The sequence below is a fragment of the Micromonospora sp. NPDC051227 genome (genome assembly GCF_044455385.1).
Taxonomy (GTDB): domain Bacteria; phylum Actinomycetota; class Actinomycetes; order Mycobacteriales; family Micromonosporaceae; genus Micromonospora.
Genome location: NZ_JBITET010000003.1, coordinates 85,570 through 110,361 on the forward strand (window position 1 = coordinate 85,570; position 24,792 = coordinate 110,361).

Annotated in this window: 27 protein-coding genes and 1 pseudogene; 14 read left to right on the plus strand and 14 right to left on the minus strand. The window is 69.3% G+C overall.

The window, feature by feature from the left end:
• Nucleotides 1-69: 69 nt before the first annotated feature.
• From ACIA47_RS08355 to ACIA47_RS08365, 3 genes are all read right to left on the minus strand, one after another.
• Nucleotides 70-2,430 carry a sodium-translocating pyrophosphatase gene (locus tag ACIA47_RS08355; RefSeq protein WP_203122405.1) on the minus strand — a complete coding sequence of 787 codons (2,361 nt, stop codon included), beginning with the start codon at nt 2,428-2,430 and terminating at the stop codon, nt 70-72.
• A 316-nt stretch (nt 2,431-2,746) separates the two neighbouring features.
• Nucleotides 2,747-3,184, minus strand: coding sequence for an ATP-binding protein (locus tag ACIA47_RS08360; RefSeq protein WP_030334228.1), 438 nt, complete (start codon nt 3,182-3,184; stop codon nt 2,747-2,749).
• Entirely contained in the window at nt 3,181-3,537 is a 357-nt protein-coding gene (locus ACIA47_RS08365; RefSeq protein WP_091395433.1) for an STAS domain-containing protein, read from the minus strand. Before ACIA47_RS08365 ends, ACIA47_RS08360 begins: the two co-directional genes overlap by 4 nt.
• A 188-nt stretch (nt 3,538-3,725) precedes the next feature.
• Between ACIA47_RS08365 and ACIA47_RS08370 the strand changes: the two genes are divergently transcribed.
• The 3 genes from ACIA47_RS08370 to ACIA47_RS08380 all read left to right on the plus strand — a co-directional run bounded on the left by ACIA47_RS08370 (nt 3,726) and on the right by ACIA47_RS08380 (nt 7,145).
• Nucleotides 3,726-6,098 carry a DEAD/DEAH box helicase gene (locus ACIA47_RS08370; protein ID WP_396707324.1) on the plus strand — a complete coding sequence of 791 codons (2,373 nt, stop codon included), beginning with the start codon at nt 3,726-3,728 and terminating at the stop codon, nt 6,096-6,098.
• Nucleotides 6,099-6,197: 99 nt separating this feature from the next.
• Nucleotides 6,198-6,407 (plus strand): hypothetical protein, encoded by a 210-nt coding sequence (locus tag ACIA47_RS08375; RefSeq protein ID WP_203122407.1) that lies wholly within the window; start codon nt 6,198-6,200, stop codon nt 6,405-6,407.
• A gap of 159 nt (nt 6,408-6,566) precedes the next feature.
• Nucleotides 6,567-7,145, plus strand: a complete 579-nt coding sequence (locus tag ACIA47_RS08380; RefSeq protein WP_396706532.1) for a hypothetical protein — start codon at nt 6,567-6,569, stop codon at nt 7,143-7,145.
• A gap of 209 nt (nt 7,146-7,354) precedes the next feature.
• Here ACIA47_RS08380 and ACIA47_RS08385 read toward each other — a convergent pair whose 3' ends face one another.
• The 8 genes and pseudogenes from ACIA47_RS08385 to ACIA47_RS08420 all read right to left on the minus strand — a co-directional run bounded on the left by ACIA47_RS08385 (nt 7,355) and on the right by ACIA47_RS08420 (nt 14,247).
• A complete protein-coding gene (locus ACIA47_RS08385) occupies nt 7,355-7,774 on the minus strand; it encodes an Rv3654c family TadE-like protein (RefSeq protein WP_396706534.1) in 420 nt (139 codons plus the stop codon).
• Entirely contained in the window at nt 7,774-8,133 is a 360-nt protein-coding gene (locus tag ACIA47_RS08390) for a TadE family type IV pilus minor pilin (RefSeq protein ID WP_396706536.1), read from the minus strand. The genes ACIA47_RS08385 and ACIA47_RS08390 overlap by 1 nt, the downstream gene beginning before the upstream one ends.
• Before the next feature lie 83 nt (nt 8,134-8,216).
• The gene (locus ACIA47_RS08395; RefSeq protein WP_081883916.1) at nt 8,217-8,384 is read right to left on the minus strand and encodes a DUF4244 domain-containing protein; all 168 of its coding nucleotides are present in this window, start codon (nt 8,382-8,384) and stop codon (nt 8,217-8,219) included.
• A gap of 22 nt (nt 8,385-8,406) precedes the next feature.
• Nucleotides 8,407-8,988: a type II secretion system F family protein gene (locus tag ACIA47_RS08400; RefSeq protein WP_396707326.1), complete on the minus strand. Its 582-nt coding sequence runs from the start codon at nt 8,986-8,988 to the stop codon at nt 8,407-8,409.
• Nucleotides 8,989-9,206: 218 nt separating this feature from the next.
• Nucleotides 9,207-9,928, minus strand: a pseudogene (locus tag ACIA47_RS08405) (hypothetical protein); the annotation flags it as partial.
• A 570-nt stretch (nt 9,929-10,498) separates the two neighbouring features.
• Nucleotides 10,499-11,710: a TadA family conjugal transfer-associated ATPase gene (locus tag ACIA47_RS08410; RefSeq protein ID WP_396706538.1), complete on the minus strand. Its 1,212-nt coding sequence runs from the start codon at nt 11,708-11,710 to the stop codon at nt 10,499-10,501.
• Nucleotides 11,707-12,810 carry a septum site-determining protein Ssd gene (ssd, locus tag ACIA47_RS08415; RefSeq protein ID WP_396706540.1) on the minus strand — a complete coding sequence of 368 codons (1,104 nt, stop codon included), beginning with the start codon at nt 12,808-12,810 and terminating at the stop codon, nt 11,707-11,709. The genes ACIA47_RS08410 and ssd overlap by 4 nt, the downstream gene beginning before the upstream one ends.
• 246 nt (nt 12,811-13,056) lie before the next feature.
• The gene (locus tag ACIA47_RS08420) at nt 13,057-14,247 is read right to left on the minus strand and encodes a serine hydrolase domain-containing protein (protein WP_396706542.1); all 1,191 of its coding nucleotides are present in this window, start codon (nt 14,245-14,247) and stop codon (nt 13,057-13,059) included.
• A 551-nt stretch (nt 14,248-14,798) separates the two neighbouring features.
• On the opposite strand from ACIA47_RS08420, the gene ACIA47_RS08425 reads away from it, so the two are divergent.
• Entirely contained in the window at nt 14,799-15,011 is a 213-nt protein-coding gene (locus ACIA47_RS08425; protein WP_396706544.1) for a hypothetical protein, read from the plus strand.
• Nucleotides 15,012-15,181: 170 nt separating this feature from the next.
• On the opposite strand, the gene ACIA47_RS08430 is transcribed toward ACIA47_RS08425, so the two are convergent.
• Complete coding sequence (locus ACIA47_RS08430; RefSeq protein WP_396706546.1) at nt 15,182-15,718, minus strand: hypothetical protein; 537 nt, start codon at nt 15,716-15,718, stop codon at nt 15,182-15,184.
• Between the two features lie 332 nt (nt 15,719-16,050).
• Between ACIA47_RS08430 and ACIA47_RS08435 the strand changes: the two genes are divergently transcribed.
• Nucleotides 16,051-17,817: an ATP-binding protein gene (locus ACIA47_RS08435; protein ID WP_396706548.1), complete on the plus strand. Its 1,767-nt coding sequence runs from the start codon at nt 16,051-16,053 to the stop codon at nt 17,815-17,817.
• A 603-nt stretch (nt 17,818-18,420) separates the two neighbouring features.
• Nucleotides 18,421-18,984, plus strand: coding sequence for an HD domain-containing protein (locus ACIA47_RS08440; protein WP_396706550.1), 564 nt, complete (start codon nt 18,421-18,423; stop codon nt 18,982-18,984).
• Here the strand turns inward: ACIA47_RS08440 and ACIA47_RS08445 are convergent.
• Together ACIA47_RS08445 and ACIA47_RS08450 are read right to left on the minus strand one after the other, a co-directional pair.
• Complete coding sequence (locus ACIA47_RS08445) at nt 18,972-19,442, minus strand: NUDIX domain-containing protein (protein WP_357996439.1); 471 nt, start codon at nt 19,440-19,442, stop codon at nt 18,972-18,974. The two genes, ACIA47_RS08440 and ACIA47_RS08445, sit on opposite strands and share 13 nt — an antisense overlap.
• Before the next feature lie 4 nt (nt 19,443-19,446).
• Nucleotides 19,447-20,205 (minus strand): XRE family transcriptional regulator, encoded by a 759-nt coding sequence (locus ACIA47_RS08450; RefSeq protein ID WP_396706552.1) that lies wholly within the window; start codon nt 20,203-20,205, stop codon nt 19,447-19,449.
• Nucleotides 20,206-20,381: 176 nt separating this feature from the next.
• Between ACIA47_RS08450 and ACIA47_RS08455 the strand changes: the two genes are divergently transcribed.
• The 8 genes from ACIA47_RS08455 to ACIA47_RS08490 all read left to right on the plus strand — a co-directional run bounded on the left by ACIA47_RS08455 (nt 20,382) and on the right by ACIA47_RS08490 (nt 24,694).
• Nucleotides 20,382-20,702 carry a hypothetical protein gene (locus ACIA47_RS08455; protein WP_089021118.1) on the plus strand — a complete coding sequence of 107 codons (321 nt, stop codon included), beginning with the start codon at nt 20,382-20,384 and terminating at the stop codon, nt 20,700-20,702.
• A 231-nt stretch (nt 20,703-20,933) separates the two neighbouring features.
• Nucleotides 20,934-21,872, plus strand: coding sequence for a hypothetical protein (locus ACIA47_RS08460; RefSeq protein ID WP_396707328.1), 939 nt, complete (start codon nt 20,934-20,936; stop codon nt 21,870-21,872).
• An 81-nt stretch (nt 21,873-21,953) separates the two neighbouring features.
• A complete protein-coding gene (locus ACIA47_RS08465; protein ID WP_396706555.1) occupies nt 21,954-22,823 on the plus strand; it encodes an FtsK/SpoIIIE domain-containing protein in 870 nt (289 codons plus the stop codon).
• Nucleotides 22,820-23,263: a hypothetical protein gene (locus ACIA47_RS08470; protein WP_396706557.1), complete on the plus strand. Its 444-nt coding sequence runs from the start codon at nt 22,820-22,822 to the stop codon at nt 23,261-23,263. Before ACIA47_RS08465 ends, ACIA47_RS08470 begins: the two co-directional genes overlap by 4 nt.
• Entirely contained in the window at nt 23,260-23,469 is a 210-nt protein-coding gene (locus tag ACIA47_RS08475; protein WP_396706559.1) for a hypothetical protein, read from the plus strand. The genes ACIA47_RS08470 and ACIA47_RS08475 overlap by 4 nt, the downstream gene beginning before the upstream one ends.
• 84 nt (nt 23,470-23,553) lie before the next feature.
• Nucleotides 23,554-23,994, plus strand: coding sequence for a hypothetical protein (locus ACIA47_RS08480; RefSeq protein ID WP_396706561.1), 441 nt, complete (start codon nt 23,554-23,556; stop codon nt 23,992-23,994).
• Nucleotides 23,991-24,290 carry a hypothetical protein gene (locus ACIA47_RS08485; RefSeq protein WP_396706563.1) on the plus strand — a complete coding sequence of 100 codons (300 nt, stop codon included), beginning with the start codon at nt 23,991-23,993 and terminating at the stop codon, nt 24,288-24,290. Before ACIA47_RS08480 ends, ACIA47_RS08485 begins: the two co-directional genes overlap by 4 nt.
• Nucleotides 24,287-24,694, plus strand: a complete 408-nt coding sequence (locus ACIA47_RS08490) for an RRQRL motif-containing zinc-binding protein (protein WP_396706565.1) — start codon at nt 24,287-24,289, stop codon at nt 24,692-24,694. The genes ACIA47_RS08485 and ACIA47_RS08490 overlap by 4 nt, the downstream gene beginning before the upstream one ends.
• Nucleotides 24,695-24,792: the final 98 nt, after the last annotated feature.

Genomic DNA, 24,792 nt, shown 5'->3' on the forward strand with positions numbered 1-24,792 from the left:
ATCGGGCCGGACGGCCGGGGTCCCCGGTCGACGGGCTACGTCGACCGGGGACCCCGGGCCGTTCCTGGATCAGGCGTTGACCGTCTCCGGGCGGTGATCCGTGCTGCCCGCGCCGGTGTTGCCATCGGCGTCCGAGTCGGACATCGCGATGCCCTTGCGCTTGCTGAACACCACCGACGCCACGATGATCAGCGTCGCGACCAGCGCGATGCCGACCCGCAGGCCGACGTTGCGGTCGTCACCGACGCTCCAGGCCACCACGGCGGGCGCGATCAGCAGCGAGACCAGGTTCATCACCTTGATCAGGGGGTTGATCGCCGGGCCGGCGGTGTCCTTGAACGGGTCGCCGACGGTGTCGCCGATGACAGTGGCGGCGTGCGCCTCGGAGCCCTTGCCCCCGTACGCGCCGTCCTCGACCAGCTTCTTGGCGTTGTCCCAGGCCCCACCGGAGTTGGACAGGAACACCGCCATCAGCGTGCCGGCACCGATCGCACCGGCCAGGTACGCCGCGAGCGCGCCGGGCCCGAGGCCGAAGCCGACAGCGATCGGCGCCAGGATGGCGAGCAGGCCGGGGGTCATCAGCTCGCGCTGCGCGTCCCGGGTGCAGATGTCGACGACCTTGCCGTACTCCGGGCGCTGGGTGCCGTCCATGATGCCGGGCAGCTCACGGAACTGCCGGCGGACCTCCATCACCACGGCACCGGCCGAGCGGGACACCGCGTTGATGGCCAGCCCGGAGAAGAGGAAGACCACCGCCGCGCCGATGATCAGCCCGACCAGGTTGCGCGGGTTCGCCACGTTCAGCGCGTTGAGGATCTCGTTGCCGACGTCGCCCACGCCAGCCGTCGCGTACGCGCTGCTGAGCGTGTCGGTGTACGAGCCGAACAGCGCTGTCGCGGCGAGCACCGCCGTGGCGATCGCGATGCCCTTGGTGATCGCCTTGGTGGTGTTGCCGACCGCGTCCAGCTCGGTCAGCGTGCGAGCGCCGTGCTCGTCGATGTCGCCGGACATCTCGGCGATGCCCTGGGCGTTGTCGGAGATCGGCCCGAAGGTGTCCATCGCGACGATCACGCCGACCGTGGTGAGCAGGCCGGTGCCGGCCAGCGCCACGGCGAACAGCGACAGAGTGATGGAGCTGCCGCCGAGCAGGAAGGCGCCGAAGACGCCGGCACCGATCAGCAGCGCCGAGTAGACCGCCGACTCCAGACCGATGCTGATGCCGGCCAGGATCACCGTCGCCGCACCGGTCTGCGAGCTCTTTCCGATGTCCTGCACCGGTCGCCGGTTGGTTTCGGTGAAGTAGCCGGTCAGCGCCTGGATCGCGGCGGCCAGCACGATGCCGATCACGACCGCGCCGATGGCCACCAGTCGCGGGTTGCCGGTGGCGTCGGTGAGGCCACTGTCGAACTCGCCGAAGGTCGCCGGCAGGTACGCATAGGCGGCGATCGCCACCAGCACCGCGGAGAGCACCGCCGACAGGTAGAAGGCCCGGTTGATCGCGGTCAGGCCGTTACGGTCGGACGCGCGCAGCCGGGTGATGAAGACGCCGACGATCGCGATCAGGACGCCGATGGTGGAGATGATCAGCGGGAAGACCAGGCCCTGCTCGCCGAAGGCGGCGCGGCCGAGGATCAGCGCGGCGACCAGCGTGACCGCGTACGACTCGAACAGGTCGGCGGCCATGCCGGCGCAGTCACCGACGTTGTCGCCCACGTTGTCGGCGATGGTGGCGGCGTTGCGCGGGTCATCCTCGGGGATGCCCTGCTCGACCTTGCCGACCAGGTCGGCGCCGACGTCGGCGGCCTTGGTGAAGATGCCGCCGCCGACCCGCATGAACATCGCGAGCAGCGCGGCGCCGAAGCCGAAGCCCTCCAGCACGGTGGGCGCGTCACCCCGGTAGACGAGGACGACCAGCGCCGCACCGAAGAGGCCGAGGCCGACGGTGAGGAAGCCGACGACGCCGCCGGTCCGGAAAGCGATCTTCATGGCGGCCTCGCGGCCGCCTACTCGCTCTCGCGCGGCGGCGGCCACGCGCAGGTTGGCGCGGGTGGCCAACCACATGCCGGCGCCGCCGATGAACGCGCTGAACAGGGCGCCCACCACGAAGAAGAGCGAGCGGCCGATCTTCACAGCCAGCTCACTGCCGTCGGTGTCGTGCACCGGAAGTAGGAAGAGCAGCACGACGGCGACGACGACGAAGATCGCCAGGGTGCGGAATTGACGGAGCAGGTAGGCCGAGGCGCCCTCCTGGACCGCCCCGGAGATCTCCTGCATTTTCTCGGTGCCCTTACCAGCGGCCAGCACCGTCTTTGTCAGGGCGGCAGCGAAACCGAGTGCCACCAGCGCGACAACCGCGGCGATGACGACGTAGGTGACATTGCTTCCGGTAAGGGAAAGCCCGCCGCCGTCAGCGGCCAAGGTCTCGGACATCTGTGTCCTCCTGTTACCGAACAATCGCGCCGGTGAGTGGAGACGCACTGACCGACGCCTGGATGCGGACTCGCAAGCGCGCGCCAACCCACCAGCGGACCAGCGATGAACACCCATACCCGCTGGCTGCGGGATAGGTCACTTGCTGACAACCCGGGTACTGTAGCCCTCCGCAGTGTTGGAGGTCACACCCAGGTGGCACCGTGTCGTGATGATCTTCGTCGCTGTGTTATGAAACGAAATCTGATATAGGGCCCCATCCATGCAAAGAAGGCCGTATCCCCAGCAGGGGACACGGCCTACACAGCGGAACTCGTCAGCGGCCGACCGGCCACACCATCCGTACCTCGGTGCCGATGCCCTCGTCGACCGGGCGCACCTGCAGGTCCTCGACGAAACCCGCGAGCAGCGCGAAGCCGACGCCGGTGGTCAGCGCCTCATCGGTAAGCGACTCGTTGGCCAGTTCGTCCGGCGGCAGCGCGGTCAGACCGATACCCGCCTCGATCGGCGCCCGGTCCACCACCCGCACGGCGTACGAGCCACCGTCGGACATCTCCACCAGCACCGGGTCGGCCAGGCCGTACTGCCGGTGCAGGGCCACCGCGCGCGTGCACGCCTCACCGATGGCCAGGCGCACCTCGTCCAGCAGGTCCTCCCGCACCCCGGCCCGCCGGGCAACGGCGACGCCGACCAGGCGGGCGGTGCGCACGTGCACCGGAGCGGGCGAGAACGAAAGCTTGACTGTCGCCATCACGCGCCGGCGCCCGCCGAGTCGGCGCTGATCGCCGCGTCGACCGTCGGGTGCAGCGGAAACACCTGGTCCAGCGCGGTGATCCGGAAGATCTTGAGCAGCGGCTCCTTGTCGCAGACCAGCGCGAACGAACCGCTCGCCGAGCGGAGCCGCTTGAGCGCGCCGACCAGCACGCCCAGCCCGGTGGAGTCGAGGAAATCCACCCGACCGAGGTCGACCACCACGTGACGGGCGCCACCGTCGATCAGTTCGAGGAGTCGTTCACGGAGCCGGGGCGCGGTGTAGACATCCACCTCACCACCGACCTCGAGCACCGTGTGCTCGCCCACGGTGCGGGTCGCCAGTGACAGCTCCATCGGTCCTCCTCGCCAGAGCCGTAAACTCTCGTGGGCATCTAACCACTACCGCCGGGGCGGCCTGCGAACGCCAGCGGAGGCTTCCCCTTACCCCGGTGTCCGACTTTTCATCTCCGAACACCAGTGCGAGAGTGCAGGGCGTGACCTCCAACGATTTCAGTTCCGCGCGCGGCACGCCGCGCCACGACCTGGAGTCGTCGTCCGCGGCCACCGTATCCGCTGGTCCCGGCCCCGGGCCAGCGCCGGCCGACCTGCTGCGCCGGCTACGCGCCCGGGGGGCCGCCGACCCGGTCACCCACGTCGAGCGGGTGCCGGCCCGCGCCGGGGTGCCCGCACCGTGGCCGTCGTGGGCACCGGCGGAGTTGCGCGCGGCGTTCACCCGGCGCGGCGTGATCGCGCCCTGGCAGCACCAGGCCGAGGCGGCCAACCTGGCGTACGAGGGCCAGCACGTGGTCGTCGCCACCGGCACCGCGTCCGGCAAGTCACTGGCGTACCAACTCCCGGCCCTGGCCACACTGCTCGCCGACCCCCGGGCCACAGTGCTCTACCTGGCGCCGACGAAGGCCCTCGCCGCGGACCAGTTGCGCGCCGTCGCCGCGCTGGAGTTGGAGGGGGTACGCCCCGCCTGCTACGACGGGGACACTCCGCGCACTGAGCGGGAGTGGATCCGCCGGCACTCCCGGTTCGTGCTGACCAACCCGGACATGCTGCACCACGGCATCCTGCCCGGGCACGCCCAGTGGTCCGGTTTCCTGCGCCGACTGGCGTACGTGGTGATCGACGAGTGCCACACCTACCGGGGCGTGTTCGGCTCGCACGTCGCGCACGTGCTGCGTCGGCTGCGCCGGCAGTGCGCCCGGTTCGGGGCCACTCCGGTGTTCGTGCTCGCCTCGGCCACCTCCGGCGACCCGGCCACCGCGGCCGGACGGCTGACCGGCCTCCCGGTGACAGCGGTCACCGAGGACGCCTCCCCCCGCGGCGGGGTGACCTTCGCACTCTGGGAACCGCCGCTGCTGCCACCCGACTCGTCGGCCTCTTCCCCGGTGCCGCCGCAGGCGACGGGCGAGCACGACGAGCTTCACCAGGTCCGTCGGTCGGCGCTGCGCGAGACCGCGGACCTGCTCGCCGACACTGTCGCCGAGGGGGTACGCACCCTCGCGTTCGTCCGCTCCCGCAAGGGTGCCGAGGTGGTGGCCGCCAACGCGCGTCGAGCGCTGGACGACGCCGTGCCGGGGCTCGGCGACCGGGTGGCCGCCTACCGGGGCGGCTACCTGCGGGAGGAGCGGCGGGAGCTGGAACGAGCCCTGCTGACCGGCGACCTGCTCGGCCTGGCCTCGACCAACGCGCTGGAGCTGGGCGTCGACCTGGTCGGGCTCGACGCGGTGCTGATCTGCGGTTACCCGGGCACCCGGGCGTCGCTGTGGCAGCAGGCGGGCCGCGCCGGGCGTTCCGGGCAGGAGGCCCTCGCGGTGCTGGTGGCCCGGGACGACCCCCTGGACACCTACCTGGTGCACCACCCGGAGGCGATCTTCGGCGCGCCGGTGGAGGCGACTGTGCTCGACCCGGCCAACCCGTACGTGCTGGCACCACAGCTCGCCTGCGCCGCGGTGGAGGCGCCGCTCACCCCGGCCGACCTGGTGCTCTTCGGCGAGGGGGCGAAGGAGGCGGTCGACGAGCTGGTCGCGGCGGGGGCGCTGCGGCAGCGACCCACCGGTTGGTACTGGCGGCACCGGGAGCGGCCCGAGGTGGACCTGCGCGGCGAGGACGGCGCCCCGGTCGCCGTGGTGGAGTCGTCGACCGGCCGGCTGCTCGGCACTGTCGACGGCGGCTCGTCGCACTTCCTGCTGCACTCCGGCGCGGTCTATCTGCACCAGGGCGTCTCGTACGTGGTCGACCAGCTCGACCTGGCCGACGGGTGCGCGCTGGTGCGCGCCGAGGAGCCGGACTGGTCCACCCACGCCCGCGACGTCACCGACCTGTCCGTGGTGTCGGTGCGCTCCTACGTGGACGCCGGGCCGGTCGGCATGTTCCTCGGCGAGGTGGATGTGACCAGCCAGGTCGTGTCGTACCAGCGGCGGCGGATCGCCACCGGCGAGGTGATTGACACTCGGCCGCTTGACCTGCCGACCCGGGAGCTGCGCACGGTGGCTGTCTGGTTCACCCTGTCACCGCAGTCGCTGGCCCTCGCCGGGGTCCAGCCCGCCGACGTGCCGGGTGCGCTGCACGCCGCCGAACACGCCGCGATCGGTCTGCTGCCGCTGATGGCGACCTGCGACCGGTGGGACATCGGTGGGCTCTCCACCGCGCTGCACCCGGACACCGAGGCGCCGACCGTCTTCGTCTACGACGGGCATCCGGGTGGCGCCGGGTTCGCCGAGCGGGCGTACGGGACGGCGGCGGCGTGGCTGCGGGCCACCCGGGACGCGATCGCCGAGTGCGGCTGCGAGACCGGCTGCCCGTCCTGCGTGCAGTCACCGAAATGCGGCAACGGCAACAACCCGCTCTCCAAGCCGGACGCGATCCGGGTGCTCGACGTGGTGCTGACGAACCTGCCGGATTGAGCGGCTTGCATGAATCGGCACGGCACGGGGCACAATGGTGTGGGAGCGCTTCCATCGATGCCAATGTTGCTGATCGCCCCCCGTGCCCGAGGAGAAGCTGTGGCCGACACCATCGCCGAGACCGTCGACCTGCTTTACACCATCGACCAGGACAATCTCACCCTCGACCAGCAGATCGCGCTGGGGTCGGCACTGGCCGCCCTGGCCCAGGCGGAACGGCTGGAACAGATCAACGAGCGGCTGCGCGGCATCCACCAGGTCCTCAACACCTGGGCGCTGCGGGCCGCGACCTCCGCCGACAGTCACTGAGGTCTCCCGGAGTGATCCTGCTAGGGCACCAGTGATCACTCCGTGCTGGGTAGTCGTCCGGCGACCTCGACGGCTACCCAGCAACTGATCATGGGCAGCAGGGGCGCGACGGTTGTCGGGCTGTGCGAGACTCCGGCGCACCAACCCAGAGGAGTACACATGCAGCTCGACAACTTGCAGGGCCAGCACCAGTTCCACATCCGCCAGCGACTGCGCATGATGGTCAACCAGTACGAGGTCCGGGCGGTCTCCCCCAACGGCACCGAGGGTGAGCTGCTGGCGTTCGCGCAGCAGAAGCGGCTCGCCTTCAAGGAGCAGGTGACCATCTACACGGACGACTCCAAGCAGCAGCCTCTGCTCGGCTTCAAGGCCCGCCAGCGCATCGACCTCGGCGCCACGTACGACGTCACCGACGCGGCCGGCAACCCGATCGGCCTGTTCCGCAAGGACTTCGCCCAGTCGCTGCTGCGCTCCACCTGGCACGTCGAGCAGAGCGGCTTGCCGCAGGTGACGGGCCAGGAGCGAAGCATGCCGGTGGCACTGCTGCGTCGATTCGTCGACTCGCTGTCCTGGCTGCCGTACCACTTCGATTTCACCGCGAACGGCCAGCCGGTCTTCACAGTGGTCAAGAAGTGGGGCCTGCGCGACAAGTACATCGTCGAGGTGCAGAACCCGCAGATCGACCGTCGGCTGGTCATCGCGATGGCCGTCGCCCTCGACGCGCTCCAGGCCCGCTGACACACCCGGCCCGGGACCAGGGCGGCGCGGAGACCCTCCACGGTCGCCGTCGCGGCCACCCAATCCTCGGCTGCCGGCCGGGACCTGGACCTCGACCAGTCCCGGCCGGCAGGCCGCAGGGCCGCGCTTGCTCCGGCCGCGCCCGCCGCCAAGGCAGCGGTGGCAGCGGCGGTCAGCAGAGACGCCGCCGCGACTGTCAGTCGCGCGGCTCAGCCCCGCACCGGGCCGGCGCGGGCGCTCGCCGCGGCCACCCGGGTCAGGCCGGGTAGTGGCGTGAACGCCACCTGGACTGTCACCAGCACGTCCAGCCCGTCGAGGTGACAGCTGACCAGTCGGCCATCGTTGCGACCGGCGAGGTCAGCGGCAGACGCGCAGGCCGCAGCGTCGCCGTCGAGCGCCCGGGCTGCCCCGGCCAGCGCGCCGAGGTCGGCTGCCACCGCCGCCCGCTGGCTCGCCATTCCGGCGGCGACGATGGCGGCGCCGAACATCCCGAACACCACGAAGACGAGCCCCATCGCCAGCAGCAGGACCGTCGCTCCACCTCGCTGCCGGTCCGGCCGGTCATCAACGAGCTCTCCGGAAGCCGGTGGGTGACCGGCGCGGTGTGACGGATCGCCGCTTCGTGGCACTACCAGCTCCCCTCGTGCGCGCCTGGTTCGACGGCGGCGACGGCGGTGGCGACCACGGTGATTCGCGGTAGCCGGCCGCCCAACGTCCGGACGGGTGCCCGTACCGTCGCCTGCACCCGGTCGCCGTCGACGGACACCGACACCGCCGCCCCCGGCGGCGCCGCACGGCCACCCTCCGCGCTGCCGTCCGCGCCCCGGGCGGCGGCGAGCGCAGCCTCCCGGGCCGCGTGCAGGCAGCCCGCCTGTGCGCTGACGGCGTTGACCGCGGTCAGGCCGGCCAGCAGGAGCAGGAGCAGCGCCGGCAGGCCGGCCGCCAGTTCGGCGGTGAAGGACCCCCGGTCCCCGCCAACGGTCCGCACGAGGACGCGAAGTCTCCGCCCGTCGCGTGCCGCCAGCTCGGGAACGCCCGACCCTGGATCGCGGCCAGCCCGCCGGCGCCCGATCACTTCAGTGCCCGGTCGATGACGGCGGTCAGCGCCGACTGGACGTTGCCGGAGGTCAGCACCTTCAAGAGGATCCCGGCGAAGGCGACCGCGGCGAGGGTGCCCACGGCGTACTCGGCCGTGTTCATTCCGGCATCACCGCGCAGGCGAGCGATGAGTTTGCGCATGACTGTTTCCCTTCTCGATGGGTCAGAGCACATCGCCGAGAACGGCGACGATCACCGGCACAAGGCCGGCGAGAATGAACGCCGGCAGGAAGCAGAGCCCCAGCGGCAGGACGATGAGCACACCCGCCCGGCGGGCCGATGCCTCGGCAGCGGTGGCCCGGTCGGCGCGCAGGTCGTCGGCGAGCCGGGTCAGTGCACCGGCCAGGGCGGCTCCACTGTTGGCCGAGCGCAACGCCGCCGCGGTCAGGCGCTCCGCGCCGGGTACGCCGTCCAGCGCGGACCATGCCTCCGCTGGGCCACCACCGAGCAGCAGCGTGCGGCCAACACGGGCCAACCGGCCGGCGAGCGGTCCGTCCAGTGCCTCGGCGACGGCCAACACCGAGCGATCCACCGGGGCGCCCGCCCGCATCGCCGCCGCCAGAAGGTCGGCGGCGAGCGGGAGGTCGGTGGCCTCCTGCTGCCGCCGCCTACGCACAGCGGGCGACTCGATCCGCCGCAACAGGACATCGAGCAGGAACGCGGCCGGGAGAGCGCCGAGCAACCCGAGCCAGCCATCGACGACGATGGCGACGGCGAGCCCGGCCAGCACTGCCACGAGCCGGATCGCGTCCGGCCGCCGTCGCCTGGTTGAGCTGGGCTGGCTCGCTGAGCTGGCTTGGCTCGCTGAGCCGGGCCGGCCGGCTGGGCTGCGCTGGCCGGCCCATCTGCGTTGGCTCGCCGAGCTGCGTTGGTCGGCGGCGCTGGGCTGGCCGGCGGCGCTGGGCTGGCCGGCGGCGCTGGGCTGGCCGGCGGCGCTGGGCTGGCCGGCTGGGCCGCGGGCCGTCATCCGGCCCGCCCCGGTGTCGCGCCCAGCCGTTCCGCCCAGAGGAGGCCCACGACCTGAAGGGCGACCGCGACAACGGCACTAGCGCCACCGACCGTGCTGTGCAGGAGCACCGCCATGGGGTCGACGCCGATGCCGTACCCCAACCCGATGCCGCCAACCGGCAGGGCCGCCAGCAGCCAGGCCGTGGCCCGGGCCCCGGCCGCCTGGGCTGCCGCCGCGGCCATACCCCGGTCTGTTGCCCGGGCGTCCGCCTCGATCCGCTCCAGAAGCTCCGCCAGCGGCGCGCCGGTCCGGTCGGCCAACCGCACCGCGGCCGAGGTCAGCTGGCGTAAGCGGCTCGCCCCGTCACTCTCGACGGCCGCGACCTCGAGCGCGTGTGGGATGGGCAGGCCGGCCCGCAGATCCGCCGCGAGGCCGCACAGCTGGTCCAGCCCACGCCGTCGGTCCCGCTCGGCGCTCCGGTTCACTCGCCAACGCAGCGCGGCGCGCACGGCCAGCGTGCCGTACCCGGCCATCGCGACCGCGGCCACCGGACCGCCGACCACTGCACCCACACCGCCACCGAGCAGCCCGACCACCGGCAGCACGCGGGTCGTCGATCGCGAGATGCGCACCGGCGGAGGCGTACCCGGCCTTCTGTCGGTCGGGCCGACGAGCCCGTGGGCGCGGCAATCGGCGATCGCGCACCAGTCGGCCGCCGCCACGGCGGACGCGTCGCCCCGGCAGCCGGCGTTCAAGTCGCCGTGCCCATCTGCGGTTGCCGGACCGGCGACGTCGTTCCGACCGACCACGTCCACACCGCCGGCACCGATCGTGATCGTGGCCGCCGATGCGCCCGGCCGTCGTTCTGCATCGAGCATGGTGGGGGCCACCTCCGGGCGGGCGGTGCCGGTCGGGCGTCGGGGATCCCGACGGGACGGCGGGCGCGTCGGGCCCTCCGGACGCGTGAACCCGCCTGCCGTTCCCGGCCACCTCGGGCTGCGGGTGACGTCCCGGTCGGGCCAGCCGAGTGCCGTACGCCTTCCGTTGGCACCCGCAGTGGTTGCCGACTCGAACGCGATGCCGACCGGACGACCCGAGGTCGGGGCAGCGTCGATGCCGTCGACCGGCCCGTCCGGCGTGCGACCAAGTTCCCTGATCCACTGCACCAGGGCGTCATCCGGATCGACGGCGGCCCTCCGTCCCGGTGCCAGCACGCGACGTCGACGGGCCCGAATGTTTCGCATGGGCCACGCCACCAGAGCAGCGGCGAGCAGGAGTAGCGCCGCCACCAGCATCGGCTCGCCGGTCATGCCGGACCCGCCGATCCGGGCCAGGGTTCGCTGAGGATCGGCGGCACCGCCACCCCACGCTCCCGCAGCAGCGCCCCGAGGGCACGAGCGGCGAGCCCGAGCCCGCTGCCGCGCACCCAGGCGGGCACCACTGTCACCATCCGTTCGGGCCCCTCCGGCAGCAGCAGGCAGACCGACTCCAGGACGCGACCCCGGTCGCTGCGTCGCACCTGAAACAGCACCTGCAACGCGGCGGTCACCTGGGCGTGCAGCGCGGCGCGAGGCAGCCCACCCAACATGCCCAGGGCCTCCAACCGGGCCGGCACGTCCGACGGTGTGTTGGCGTGCAGCGTGCCGGCACCCCCGTCGTGGCCGGTGTTGAGCGCGGCCAGCAGGTCGACCACCTCACCGCCCCGGCACTCCCCGACCACCAGCCGGTCCGGGCGCATCCGCAACGCCTGCCGGACCAGGTCCGCCAGGCTGACCACACCCGTCCCCTCCACATTGGCGGTACGCGCCTGGAGCCCCACCACGTGCGGATGCCCCGGGCGCAGCTCGGCGGCGTCCTCCACCAGCACGATCCGTTCGGTGGCCGGCACCATCCCCAGCAGGGTGTTGAGCAGGGTCGTCTTGCCCGACCCGGTGCCCCCGGTCACCAGGTACGCCAGGCGGGCCGCCACGACTGCGGCGAGCAGTGGTGCCAGCGGTCGCGGCACTGTCCCCTGGCGCACCAACTCGTCGAGGGTGAACGGCCGGTGCCGGAAGGTCCGCAGCGACAGGTAGGGACCTTCGGTCGCCACCGGCGGCAGCACGGCGTGCAGTCGGGTGCCGTCGGGAAGCCGCGCGTCCGCGTACGGGGAGCCGTCGTCGAGCCGTCGCCCCGCGCTGGCGATCAGCCGCTGCGCCAACCGGCGGACGTCCTCCACCGAGCCCATCGGAACGGCGACCTGGTGCAGCCCCGACCCGCGGTCGACCCAGACCCGGACGCCGTTGACGAGGACGTCGGTGACCGCCGGGTCGGCGAGCAGCGGCGCCAACGGCCCGGCGCCGACGAGGTCGTCGCGCACCCGGTCGGCGATCCGCAGCATGGCGGTATCGCCGAGCACTGCGGCGGCGGGCTCGGCCCGTACCGCGGAGACGATGGCCGCCGAGGTGACCGGGGTGGTGGCGGCGGCGATCCGCTGCCGTACCCGGGCGGCGAGCGTGCCGTCCTCCGGCCCGGCGGTCATGCCGCACCCGTAGCCGGCACGCCGGTGAGGTTGGTGACGATCCGTTGGCAGAGCGCGGCGAGTGGGCCCTTGCCCCCGGCGGCCGGCGCCTCGCCCCGTTCCAGCCCACGGCAGAGCCCCGGCTCGGGGCGCAGCGTGCCGGCCAGCGGGAGGCCCAGCGCGCGTGCCACCTCGGACGCCCGCAACCGCCCTGGCGCAGGCCCGCGCACCACCACCGAGAGCGCAGCGCAGTGCGGGGCGGCCGCGGCCACCACCCGAGTCGCAGCAGCGGTGGCGCGCAACTCGGCCGGCACGACGACGAACGCCTGGTCGGCGGCTTGCAGCGCCACCGCGGCCGCGTCGTCCAACTGTCGGGGCAGGTCGATCACCACGAAGTCCCGCCCACGTCGGGCCGCGTCGACGGTCGCCGCCATGGCGGTCGCCGGCAACGGCAGCATCTCGCCGCGGTCCCAGGAGAGCACCACGAGATCACCCCGGCTGGGCAGGGCCTGCACCAGCGCCGGGGCGTCCACTCGCCCGTCGGCGCTGGTGAGCGACGGCCAACGCAGGCCTTCCAACTGCTCCCAGCCCAGCACGAGATCGAGGCCACCACCGAGCGGGTCGGCGTCGACCAGGAGAGTGCGCAGCCGGGACCGGGCGGCGGTCACCGCAAGACCACCAGCGAGCACACTCGCGCCCGCACCACCCCGACCACCGAGGACCGCGACGACCCGGGCGCCGACGCCGGCGGGACGGTCCGGGTCATGCTCGGCGAACCGATCCACCAACCACGGCTCCGCGGCCGGCAGCGTGGCGACGTGCTCGGCCCCGATCAGCTCGGCGATCTGCCAGCCGGGGTCGAGCTGACCAGCCCGGCCGAGCAGCACCAGCCGGGGCCGCTGCGGCAACCGGGCACGCAGGCAGGCCTGCGCCTGGTCGGCGCCGAGTAACACCAGGGGCGCGGGCAGCCACCGGGTACGGGCAGCCGCTGGGTCGCGGGCAAGCTCCACCTCGGTCCCGCCGACGGCGGCGAGCCGGAGCACATCATCGAGCAGATCGTCGTCGCCGGTGACGACCAGCGGGAGCCGGCGGATCGGCGGAACCGTTGTACGGGGTGGCATCGCGGCCTCCAGCGGTCGGGCTCTGGTATGCCGTCGACCCTGCTCGGAATCCGCCCCGCGGCCCGTCCCGATGTCGTCGCCTGTGGACAACCTGGTGGGCTGTGGAAAACCCCCGCCGAGACAGTTGATCTGCTACCGGCGCGGGCAACGCCGCAGGTACTGCCGCTGCCGGAAAACAGCGAGGCCGCTCCCGAAAGGAGCGGCCCCGAAATTGGCCGTCAGGCAGCGGCCTGGCGGCCTGAGTAGTCAGTCGTCGATCGCCTGGTAGACGGTGGTCCAGAAGTCGTGCCACATCGGCAGCCGCTGGTCGCCCGCGTGCGCCCGCTGCATGAAGACGATCGTGGTCAGGTCCTCGGCGGGGTCGTTGTACCAGGCGGTGCCGTAGAAGCCGGGCCATCCGTAGCTGCCGACCGAGGGCCCGAGGTGCGTACGGCGGGTCCGGACCGACATTCCGAAACCCCAACCGATGGCGGCAAAGTATCCGGGCCAGAAGCCGGAGACGGTCTTCTGCGTCGGGGTCAGGTGGTCGCTCGTCATCAGCGTCACCGCCGGCCGCGACAGCACCCGCTCGCCGCCGTGGGCGCCGCCGGCGAGCAACGCCGAGGCGAAGGCCAGGTAGTCGTGGGCGGTCGAGACGAGACCGCCGCCGCCGGACTCGAACATCCGCGGCCGACTGAACCGCCCGTCGGGAGCGTCTTCGACAACCGGCTCGCCGGTGGCGGCGTTGTCCTGCTCGTACGCCGTCGCGAACCGGCCGATGCTCTCGCCACCCACGCTGAAGGCGGTGTCGGCCATTCCCAGTGGCTTGCAGACCCGCTCACGCACGGCATCCCCGAAGGGCATGCCGGTGGCCCGGGCGATGAGCACACCTGTCACGTTGGCGGCGGTGTCGTACATCCAGCGCTCGCCTGGCTGGTGGACGAGCGGAAGGTCACCGAGCTGCCGGATCCACTCGTCCGGCGACTGATATGCGAGCGCGTCCAGCGCGTCGGCGATCGGCACCGTTCCCGGCTCGGCGGGGACCATGCCGGTGCCAAGGGTGCCGTCCAGTACGTCCCGCAGCGTTATCGGGCGTTTCGCCGGGACGGTGTCGTCCAGTGGTCCGTGCGGATCGGCGAGCACTGTCATGTCGGCCAACTCCGGGAGGAGATCGTCGATCGGATCGTCGAGCCGGAGGGTGCAGTCCTCGACGAGGGTCATCGCACACGCGGCGACGATCGGCTTCGTCATCGAGCCCAGGCGACAGATCGAGTCGGCAGCCATCGGCGTCTGCGACCCTGCGCCCTCGAACGCGAGATGACCCGTCGCCTCGACGTGCACCTCGCCGTGCCGGGCCAGGACGGCAACCATCCCCGGGACGAAGCCGGACTCGACGTGGCGCTCAAGCAACCCTTGCAGCCGAACCAGCCGTTTTGACGAGAAGCCACCAGCAGCCACCTGTTCCTCCTCAGCTCGTCCCGTTCCGGAAATTACACGGCAGGCGGCGTTCGCACGGTCCGCGACGAGGGTGGGCGGAGAGCATCCGAGCAGTCCGCTCATCGCGGATCGCTCTCATCGCGCCAACGGGCCTCATGTTGCGGAGTAGCCGCTGCGGTGGCGCGCTCCCACGGAAAAGGGACGACCCCCGTCGGGGGGATGCGGACTCAGACTGTCAACTGCTGTCAACGAGTGACGAACCGGGTCGACCAGCAGGTGGGGATCCTCGTTGTTGAACATCCTCGACCGACCAGCATCGCCGCTCGCGCTGCCTTATCGCTGCCTCGCTGCGTGATAGCGACAAGTTCCAAGCGTCTCGTCTGGCACGTCTGCGGGCCGCCACTCAGACCACGGTCCGCAGTCGAATCGCTCCGCGCCATCGGTTCACCTTGTTGCTCTCGCCGTTGCTGCGGGAGAGCCGGTGGCTGTCGGAGGTGAGTGTGAGACTGCGATCGGCATGGTGACGCGCCTGCTACGGCCGTCGTCGACCTCGGATGAGCGCAGGAGCCCTGATGGCAAGGATCTATCGCACCGTCAGCCACCCAGAAGGCTGGAGCGGCATGCCGCACTACGAGATCAAGGGCAACCAGATCTATCGCACCGTCAGCCACCCAGAAGGCTGGAGCGGCATGCCGCACTACGAGATCAAGGGCAACCAGATCTATCGCACCGTCAGCCACCCACAGGGCTGGAGCGGCATGCCGCACTACGAAATTAGGGACTAGCCCGCTGCCTTGCTGACGAATTGGACCTCGGTCCCGAAGGAACCAGCAGCGGCGGGTACGCTGCGTGAACCCGCCGGCTTGAACTGCCTCAACGGTCGGTCGGCGTCCACTGACGTCCCCGCCCTGCTTGCGTGCGGCGTCACTCAGTTGGGCACCGAGCCATGCGAAGGTCAGATGTCGGCGTCGACGGCTGCCCTCAACACCGCCTGCATCTCCTTAATGGCGATGTCCATCTCAATTACAGCCGGGTTGTCCGAATCCATCCACCTCTGATGGTTGCCCTCGTTGAAGTTCCCTTCCGACCACTCCCACCGAACACGTCGTGAGGCTCGGACCAGCGCCGCCCAGCTCTCGCCGACCTGAGGCGTGGCGTACAAGCTCACCCGCGCCGTTAGCCGATCCGGATGTTGGAGGTCGGGTACTGCGACCGGGCTGTCGCTGTACTCGTCAGTTGCGGCTTCCAGGGTTGACCACTCACTCTGGGCGTACTCGGCCAGGTCCACGTACAGGGCATCCCGTCGTTCGCGCTGCCGTGCAAGGCGTTCTCGGTCGTACCGGACCTGGTCCAACTCTCGCTCGCGTTCCCAGCGGCGATCCTCGCGCTTCCTGGTTGCCCGTTGGGTGATCCAAGTGCCGGCCAGTGCCCCCAGGATGCCGAGCGCGCCGGAGGCGAGAGGTACCCAGAGGGCTACTTGAGTCACGGCCACCCGGCAATGATTGCGTAGCTCACGGTCGTTGTCGTGCTCGGGTGCCCTCAGCTCTACCGGCGTTCGTCGACCCTGCTTGAGCCCCTGCGCGTAGGACCCTGGCCGTTGTGATGTAGGCAACGCAGTGGGATGATCGCTCTACCTTCCTCCTAATCTCGGTCACGTTGCTCCTAAAGACTCGCTAGGTTCACCGAGGAAGTTCCCGTCGCGTCCAACGAGGATGATCGAAATGAAGTCCGCCGATCACAACATGGCTGCCATGAGGGCTGGGAGCCTTGCTCCTAACACTGACCCCCTTGCTCCTAACTTGCTCCTAACTGAGGAGCAAGCTTGTGGACGTTGAACAGGTCGAGAACCTCCTACTCTTTCTCCGGACCTTTGGCTCAGACGACGTCAACATCGAGGCGAAGAGATCTGAGACCAAGCTGCCCGAGTCAGTGGCCGAGACTCTTTCCGCCTTCTCGAACACTCCCGACGGCGGCATCTTGCTCTTGGGTGTTGACGAGAGCACCAATTTTGCAGTTACCGGCGTCGCTGACCCTGGAAAGATCCAAGCAGACCTCTCGTCTGCAGCCCGCGACCGCCTGACCCCTCCCCTCCAGCCAGTAGTGGGCATGGTTGAGGTTGAAGGAAAGCCTGTTGTCTTTGCCGAGGTACCAGAGCTCTCACGCGACCAAAAGCCATGTTACATAACTTCCAAGGGCGTCAATAGGGGAAGTTATATACGGATTGGTGACGGCGATCGCAGACTTACAAGCGAGGAAGTTCAGCAACTGATCTCCGATCGGGGGCAGCCCCGGTTCGACCACGAGGTCGTTTCGGACGCAGAAATCAGCGACCTGGATCAGCACGGCATTAATTCTCTGCTTGCACGAGTCCGCGTAAGCAATTCTAGGATATTCGTCGACGAGTCCGATGAAGCCGTGCTCAAGATGCTGGGAGTCATCAAACGCGCACCTGATGGTGGAATGCGACCAACGCTTGCCGGCATTCTTTCTCTTGGCCGTTACCCGCAGCAGTTCTTCCCGCAGTTGTGCCTAACCTTCGTGCACTATCCAACCAACAAGGGTGAGAGCGGCGAGACCTCCACGAGATTTCTGGACAACGTTCGCATTGACGGCCCGATTCCTCAGATAGCACGTGAAGCGCTAGCCGTAATTCAGCGCAATATGAGCCGCAGGGCGCTAGTGAGTGGTGGCGGGCGACAGGATGTGTGGGAGTATCCGCCAGAGGCCCTACGGGAGGCGGTAGTTAACGCCCTGGTCCACCGCGACCTCAGTCCCGGCTCTCGCGGCACTCAAGTGCAGGTCGAAATGTACCCCGACCGCTTACGCATTCTCAATCCTGGCGGGCTGTTCGGAGCGGTAGACATCACGCGACTCGGGGAGGAAGGCGTATCGTCCTCTCGGAATAGCCTATTACTCAAAGTTCTTGAAGATGTCACAATTCCCGGCGAAAATCGGACCGTTTGTGAGAACCGAGGGTCCGGAATTAGAACCATGCGAAACGAACTCGCCCGAGCAGGGATGAGCCCACCACAATTTCACGATAAGGTTACCTCCTTCGAAGTGATCATGCCCAACCACACGCTTTTCGATGAGGCCACGGTCAGGTGGCTCGGCACCATCGGGCGTGAAGGGCTGAAGGACACCCAGAGGACGGCACTGGCGCTGATGCGACGCAATGAGGTGCTGGATAACGCCAAGTACCGCGCCGCTACTGGCATTTCGGATAGCCGAATCGCGACTACCGAGCTACAAGATCTTGTCGCTCGCGAGCTTGTGGATCAAACGGGAACCAGAGGCGGCGCCCGCTATACCTTGAGTGAGTACGCAAAATCGTTGGACGGGACCGAAGGTTCTCGACGAGTTCGACCTAATCGGCGGCGACAAATCCTCGATCTACTTACGGTTCACGGCGACCTATCGAAGGCCGAGATCAGTACACTTCTGAATATCAATACCAAGTCGGCTGAATATTGGCTGGCTAGACTCAGGAAGGAAGGAAGCATCCAGTTCACTGAACCGGGAAAAGGGACCAAGAACGCTCGTTATCGCCTCACTGACAAGGCTCAACAGTCTGAGTTGTTTGATTCGTAGCGGCAGCTATGCCGGAACCATCCCGTCTGCCCTCGACCCGCCCTCCTGGGGAGCGGGCCGCCGCCCGGCCCGCCATGTCAAGCGGACCTTGACGCACGTTCGGACGCTGGCGGGTCGGGCGGCGGTGTGCTCGGCTCGCCCGGGTCGAGGGCAGGCGGGATGGCCCACCGTCACCACCCACGTACCGTGACCCGCCGACGGTCCCCGGCCATCCTGGAGCCGGAGCGCCCCCGCCGGAGGCGCAGTAGCCGCAACCCCGCGACCGCCGCCAGCTCGCCGACGCGGCCAGCGTGCGCTCCCTCACGCCGCGCGGGCTCGTGGCCGCGCGGCCCGGCCGGCTGCCGGCCCAACCCCTCCCTGGTCAACGGCCTGTCGTTCTGCGGCGGCCCCTTGGGCTTCACGCTTCCGCGCCAGCCGCCGGGCGTAGGCGTGTCGGCCGTGTGCGACAGCTAAGCGGCCGGCGCGCGCCCAGGCGGCGGCGCGTGCGGCCCGTCTAGGGCCGCCTTGAAGACGTACAGAAACTTTGAACCACTTCGCCGGCAGCTCGGCCGGCACCCGAACACGGGATGGCGAGCGGACCTGGTGCCTCCGTACCCTGGCGATATGGCCGACCTCGTCGACACCGCTCGGGAAGTTGCACGACGCCTGCTGGAGACACCGTTGCCCCGTCGATGGAGTCACGTCCAGGCGGTCGCTGCCAAGGCCGACCGGATCAGCGGAGCAGTCCCCAGCGAGGATCGCGAGGTGCTCGTAGCGTCGGCCTGGCTACACGACGTCGGTTATAGCCCTGACCTGGTCGACACCGGCTTCCACTCGCTCGATGGTGGCCGCTGGCTACGCCGCGAGCACTTCAACGAGCGGATTGCCGCCTTGGTCGCTCATCACTCCTGCGCCTGGCTGGAAGCCGACGAACGTGGGCTCGGTGAGGCCCTGGCCGCCGAGTTCCCTCGGGAGGAAACCGCGGTGACCGACGCTCTGTGCTGCTCGGATATGACGACCGGACCCGACGGGCAGGATTTCGAGGTGTTGGATCGGCTGGCGGAGATTCGGTCGCGGTACGGGCCGGAGCACCTCGTTACCCGGTTCATCGGTCGGGCGGAACCGGAAATGGTCGCTGCCGTGCGGCGGACTCAGCGCCGACTCGCCGGCGTCCATCAGCCGATGTAGGGCTCGGGACGTTCCTCGTAGCCGTGGGTGATGCGGAGCAGGGTCGACGGGTGGATGTCGAGGGCGGCCAGCTCGTCGCGGGCCACCCACCGGACGTCATGTGACTCTTCGCTCGGCGTCGGTGTGCCGCTGACTGGCACGGCGCGGAAGCAGAGCGAGAACTGCTGTCGCACCTCGCCGTCTGAATACTCGATGACGTGACCGGGGTCGGAGTAGACGCCGACCATCCCGAACACTTCGACGCGGATGCCGGTTTCCTCGTGGGTTTCCCGGACTGCCGTCTCTGCGACCGACTCGCCAACTTCTTGTCCGCCCCCGGGCAGGGACCACAGGCCGTTGTCGGTCCGCTGGATGAGCAGCACCCGTCCGCGATCGTCTCGTGCGAAGACGGAGACGGCGACGACGATGCTGTTGGCCTTCGGCGCGCTCGGGTCGTGGTAGTGCTCGGTTCTTGCCACGCTCTTAGGCTGCCATCTCGCCGCGTGGCTGAGTCGTCGAGGCAGCTAGGACCCGGTCGAAGCTGTCGGCGTACGTGCCGAACAGATCGCCGCCGTTGAGCCTGCGCAGATGCATCACGGGCGCATGTGGCGCCGGAAAACCGAGCACGTGCATGTTCACCAACATCTCGTCATCGAAGCGATAGATCGAGTTGTACAACGTCGTGTCGTGGTAACGGATCTTCACCCCGGGCGAATCGTCAAGCCGGTTGTAGTACTGCTGAACTTGGCGGATCTTCGCCGCCATCACACCCGGCGAACCTTCCTCGATGCTCTTGCGCTCGATCGCCTCGCTATTCGGGTCCCCGAGCAGGATTGTCACCGTCACGCCGTCAACAGCCTTTTGACGCAGGGTGTCGATCAGCCTGCGGTCCTGCTCTACGAGGAACAGGCCGGCGTAGGCCAGCACGTCTATCCGCTTCTCCGCGCGCTCGATCAGTCGACGCCATAGGTCGTACGGCACGGCAGACCGCCGGGTGTAGAGCTGCACCAACTCGCTCTGCCCAATCCTCGACGCCTTCTCGGGGGTCACCGCGTCTGGCCACAGGTACGGCACGTCTTCCCGCACCATTGCCGCGATTGCGTGTCGGTGACGCGGGTACGGCGTCCGGTCCTGGGTGATCCACCGTTCTACGGTCTTCGCGTCAACCCCGATTTTCTCGGCCACAGCGACCGGCGTCAGGCCGTTGCGCAGGATGGCATCGCGGAGCCGGTCGTTTGGCATCATTCCTCCTCAAGGGACGACTAGGGACGCATTCATCGTAACCAAGACGTCCCATAGTCGTCCAGCTCATCGGATGGGTTGTCCCTGGCTTTTCGGGAGCCTTATCCGCAGAGGCCACGAGCAACAGTCCACCGGGGACTAGCTCATTACCTGGCCCGAGACCCAGGAGGTTTGTTGTGAAGCTGTACGTGGACACCCAAAGCAAGCAGGTCCAGGTGACGAAGGACCCGGAGCCGAAGAACGACCAGAACGGCAATCAGCGGTCGGAGAAGAACACTGGCCGGCTCATGTGGTCGACCCAGGTCTTCGTGCTCGACGAGACTGGCGGCGAGATCATCACCATCACCACGGCGGGTGAGAAGCCGGGCGTGACGGTGGGACAGCTCGTCGCTGTCGAGCAGTTGGAGGCTATTCCGTGGGCGACCAACGGGCGTAACGGCGTCGCGTTCCGTGCGATCTCGCTGAAGCCGAAGGCTGGTAACTCGGCGGCTAAGTAGGTCCCTTGCTCACCGCACTGTGTGAGCCCTGGTGTCTGACGCAGGAAAGCGGCCGGTGGTCCGCTGAGATTCATGGTCCGGGAGTGGTTCCGACTCCTACATTCCCGGCCCGTCACCACCAGTGGTGGTGGCAACTCCCGCAAGAGCTGGCGCGGGGTCGGTCCGACTCCTACATCTGCCGACCCCGTGCCCTCCAACTCATCCAACCCAAAGTGCTTGGGAGGACTCGTCATGTCCAAGTCTAGCCCCCGCCGGTTCGCCGGCAGGTCAACCGGAACGGTGACGGTCATCGAGGCCAAAGTTCACCGCTCCTCCGCACGCAACGCCAAGATGGCGTTCATCCTCACGGCGGTCATCGTCGGCCTCCTGTCGGCCGTGGTGGCCGCTTCCTACTGGCACCCCATCGTGTCCCTGTTCGTCGGCGTCCTGATCGGCGTTCCGACCGGCGGCCTCGTCTGGGTGCTCGTCCGGATCTGGCCGGTAATCCGGCTGCTGTGGTGGTGGAGCCTCGAAACTGCCATGGCGGTCCTGCTGCTCACCGCGTGGGTGCAGCTCGCCAACCACACCCCAACCCTGGTGACCCTGCTCGTGGTCGCCCTGATCGTCGGCGTCCCCGCCGCCATCCGCCCGATTCGCCGCCAGATCATCGCCTGGGGATGGTGCCTCGTGGTGCGCCACCGGCTGCGCGTGTGCTTCGCGCAGTTCATCATCGCCAACCAGTCCGGCAGCCTCCCGCTGATTCTCTGGGCACGCCCGACCCCGGTCGGCGAACGGGTCTGGGTCTACCTGCGCCCCGGCCTGTCGGCCAAGGATCTGGAAGGCCGCCTCGACAAGATCGCGGTCACCTGCCACGCCTCCACCGCGCTCATCGAGCGCGCTTCGGAGAACAACGCCGCCTACCTGCGGTTCGACATCAAACGCCGTGAGGTGCTGACCGCCCATGTCGGTTCCCCGCTGGTCGACGTGATCGATCCGGCCGCGCCCGTCTCGGCATCGCCGCTGACGGTCCCCACTGCCTTGGACCTGCCGGACGTCGAGGCTCCGACGATCAGGATCCCCGCCCAGGGCAAGCCGGCCACGAAGCAGCCGGCCGCGTCTACGGCCAACGGCAGCAAGCCCCCGGCTTCCTCCGCGTCGCCCGAAGCAGACGACGTCTCCGACTGGATCTGACCCCAACCCAACCCCGGATGCGAGGAGCCATGGCGGCTCGTTCGTGTGGCTCCTCGCGCCCACAACGCCCAGGAGGGCACCATGACCACCACGATTCCCACCACCGCCGATGCGGTGCCGGTGGGTCCTGGCCTGTCGATGTTCGACCCGATCTTCATCGGGATCGACGAGTTCGGCCAACCCGTCTACCTGGACGTCATCTACCGCAACCTGCTCACCGCAGGCGAACCCGGCGGCGGCAAGTCCGGGCTCATTAACAATATCTGCGGCCACGCCGCCCTGTGCGACAACACCCGCCTCGTGCTCTTCGACGCGAAACTCGTCGAACTCGGGCCCTGGCGCGACCTCGCCGACGCGTTCATCGGCCCCGACATCGACCAGGGCATCGACGTCCTGCGTCGCCTCCTGGTCGTCGCCACCAACCGCTACGCCTGGCTCCTCGCGAACCGGCGCCGCAAGCTCGCCGACGGCGACGGCATGTCCGTCATCGTCACCATCATCGACGAACTCGCCATGTTCTCCACCGTCCTCGGCACCAAGCAGCAACAGGAGGAGTTCTCCACCCTGCTGCGAGGGCTCGTCTCCCTCGGCCGGGCCTGCGGTATGCCCGTCGTCGCCGCTACTCAGCGCCCGTCGTGGGACATCATCCCCGCCTCGTTGCGGGACCTGTTCGGCTACCGGGCCGCGTTCCGGTGCACCTCGCTGAACAGCTCGAACATCATCCTGGGGCAGGGCTGGGCCGAGCAGGGCTACACCGCCTCCGACATTGCCCCCACCAACCAGGGCGCGGCCTACCTCCTGGCCGAAGGCGGCGTACCCCGCCGCATCAAGGCGGCCTACCTCACCGACACCGACATCTACAACATCGCCGACTACGCCGCCTGGACCCGCCGCCCCAACGGCACCAGCACCCCGGCGGTCAACCCCACCGAATGGGAGATGGCAGCATGAGCGGCCCCGCGCCGGCACCGACTCACGAGTGCTACCGGTACGCCGAGTTGGAAGACGCCGAGTACGGCGACCGCACCGACCGGCTGGAAGAGATTCAGTGGTGGCGGTGCACCTTCTGCGGAGGCCACTGGAAGCAGATTTATTGCTCCGGCTTCGACGCACTCGCCGACAGCATCATCTACGACAACCACTATCCGCGTGAATGGCCGGCACTGAACGTCCTCGACATCTTCGCTGACGTGATGAAGGCCAGAAACTCCCTGGACGACGCCCACATCTGCCGGGATCACCTGATGATCGAGTGGCAGGCGTACCTGCCCGACATCGGTGACCGTTACTACCTGCTCTGCTTCGACTGCGGAAGCCGGGGCCACGTCGTGTGGCCCGACAGCGATCCCCTGCCGCCCCCACCGCCCTACAACCTGGAGCGGCCGGCATGACCACCCGGGAACGCGCCTACGCCCGCGCGAACAACCAGCGGGCCGCCCAGTTCACCGAACTGTGGATCACCGGCAGTCCTGAGGACATCGCCGCCCTGGTCCAGGCCGTCGCCCGCAGTGGGCGACTGGTCTACCTGTCCGCACCCAGGCAGATGCCGGGTGACGACAACCGGCACCGCCGCTACCTGCGGCTACGCGCCCGATAACCGGCCGACAGGACCAGTCAACGCCTGCCAGCAACCGCTGGTCCTGCCGACCTCCACCAACAACCTCGAAAGGACGTGGTTGCCATGAAGGCTACCCATAACCCACCCGCAGAAGTACAGGTCACACCGGCTGATCTGCTGCGGATGGCTGCCCTTTACCTGCGCCGGCACGGCTGGCACCAGGGCACCTACTACGCCAAGAACCCCGACACCCTCACCCCGCCGGCCTGCGCCGCCGGGGCCATCGGCATCGCCTGCGCCGGACAGAAGGTGGAGCACTTCTCCCAGCTCGACCCCGACGCCCTCGCCGACTACCTGACCGCGCTGGGCGTGTTCGTCGACTACCTCGACACCACCGCCCCGGTCTTCTACATCGACGAAGACGGCTACCTGCTCGACGAGCACACCTCCCCGTACTCGTGGAACGACGACCCGGCCCGCACCGCCGAGCAGGTCATCACCGCCCTTGAGGCGGCTGCCACCGAGTGGGACTACCTGCGCACCGCCGGAGGTGAGGACGCATGAACACCGTCAAGAAGACCTTGACATCCGTTCCCCGTCAGAAGCGTCGGGACGTCGTCGAGAACGACGCCTTCGCCTCGTTCGCTCAGCGCATCATCCGCGCCCACGGCCGCCGCGTCGCCACCGGAGACGTCGAAGCCCTCCGCGACCTCGTGGCCCTGTCCGCCAACCTCGACGACGCCATCGGCGAAGCCGTGATCGGCCTGCGGGCCTTCGGCTACTCCTGGGCCGAGATCGGCTCCCGCCTCGGCATCACCCGCCAAGCCGCCCAACAGCGCTGGGGCGGTGACAAGCCATGACCGACCTACGCGCCGTCAACCTCGATGATCTGGCCGAGCGCACCGGCATCCGGGTCGAGTTCTACGACCCGCTCGGCACCCGCTGCGGGTTCCCCACCTTCCCCTACCACTGCGCCCCCACCGGCCTGGCCACCCTGCGGCAACTCCGCGCCGCCGGCTTCCGTCCCGGAGGACACGACCCCGTCGCCCAGATCCTCTGGCGACACCGCAGCAACCGCCGGGTCGCCTACCTCTACCGCGCTGACCTCGCCAAAGCCAAGCGCACCGCCACCCCCGCCCAACGGGGAGCCGTCGCCAAAGCCCTCCTCGCCCGCCGCACCTGCCGGCACTGCGAGCAGGTGAAGCCCTACTACATCCCCCGCCGCTACGGCTGCTGCCTCGACTGCCACGGAGGCCCCCAATGACCACCACCACGCCGGCCAGCGCCGGCACCCGCCTGGAGGGCCTGGTCCTGGTCCTCATCCTCATTACCGTCGGCGGCTCCGCCGGGGCCGCCTCGTTC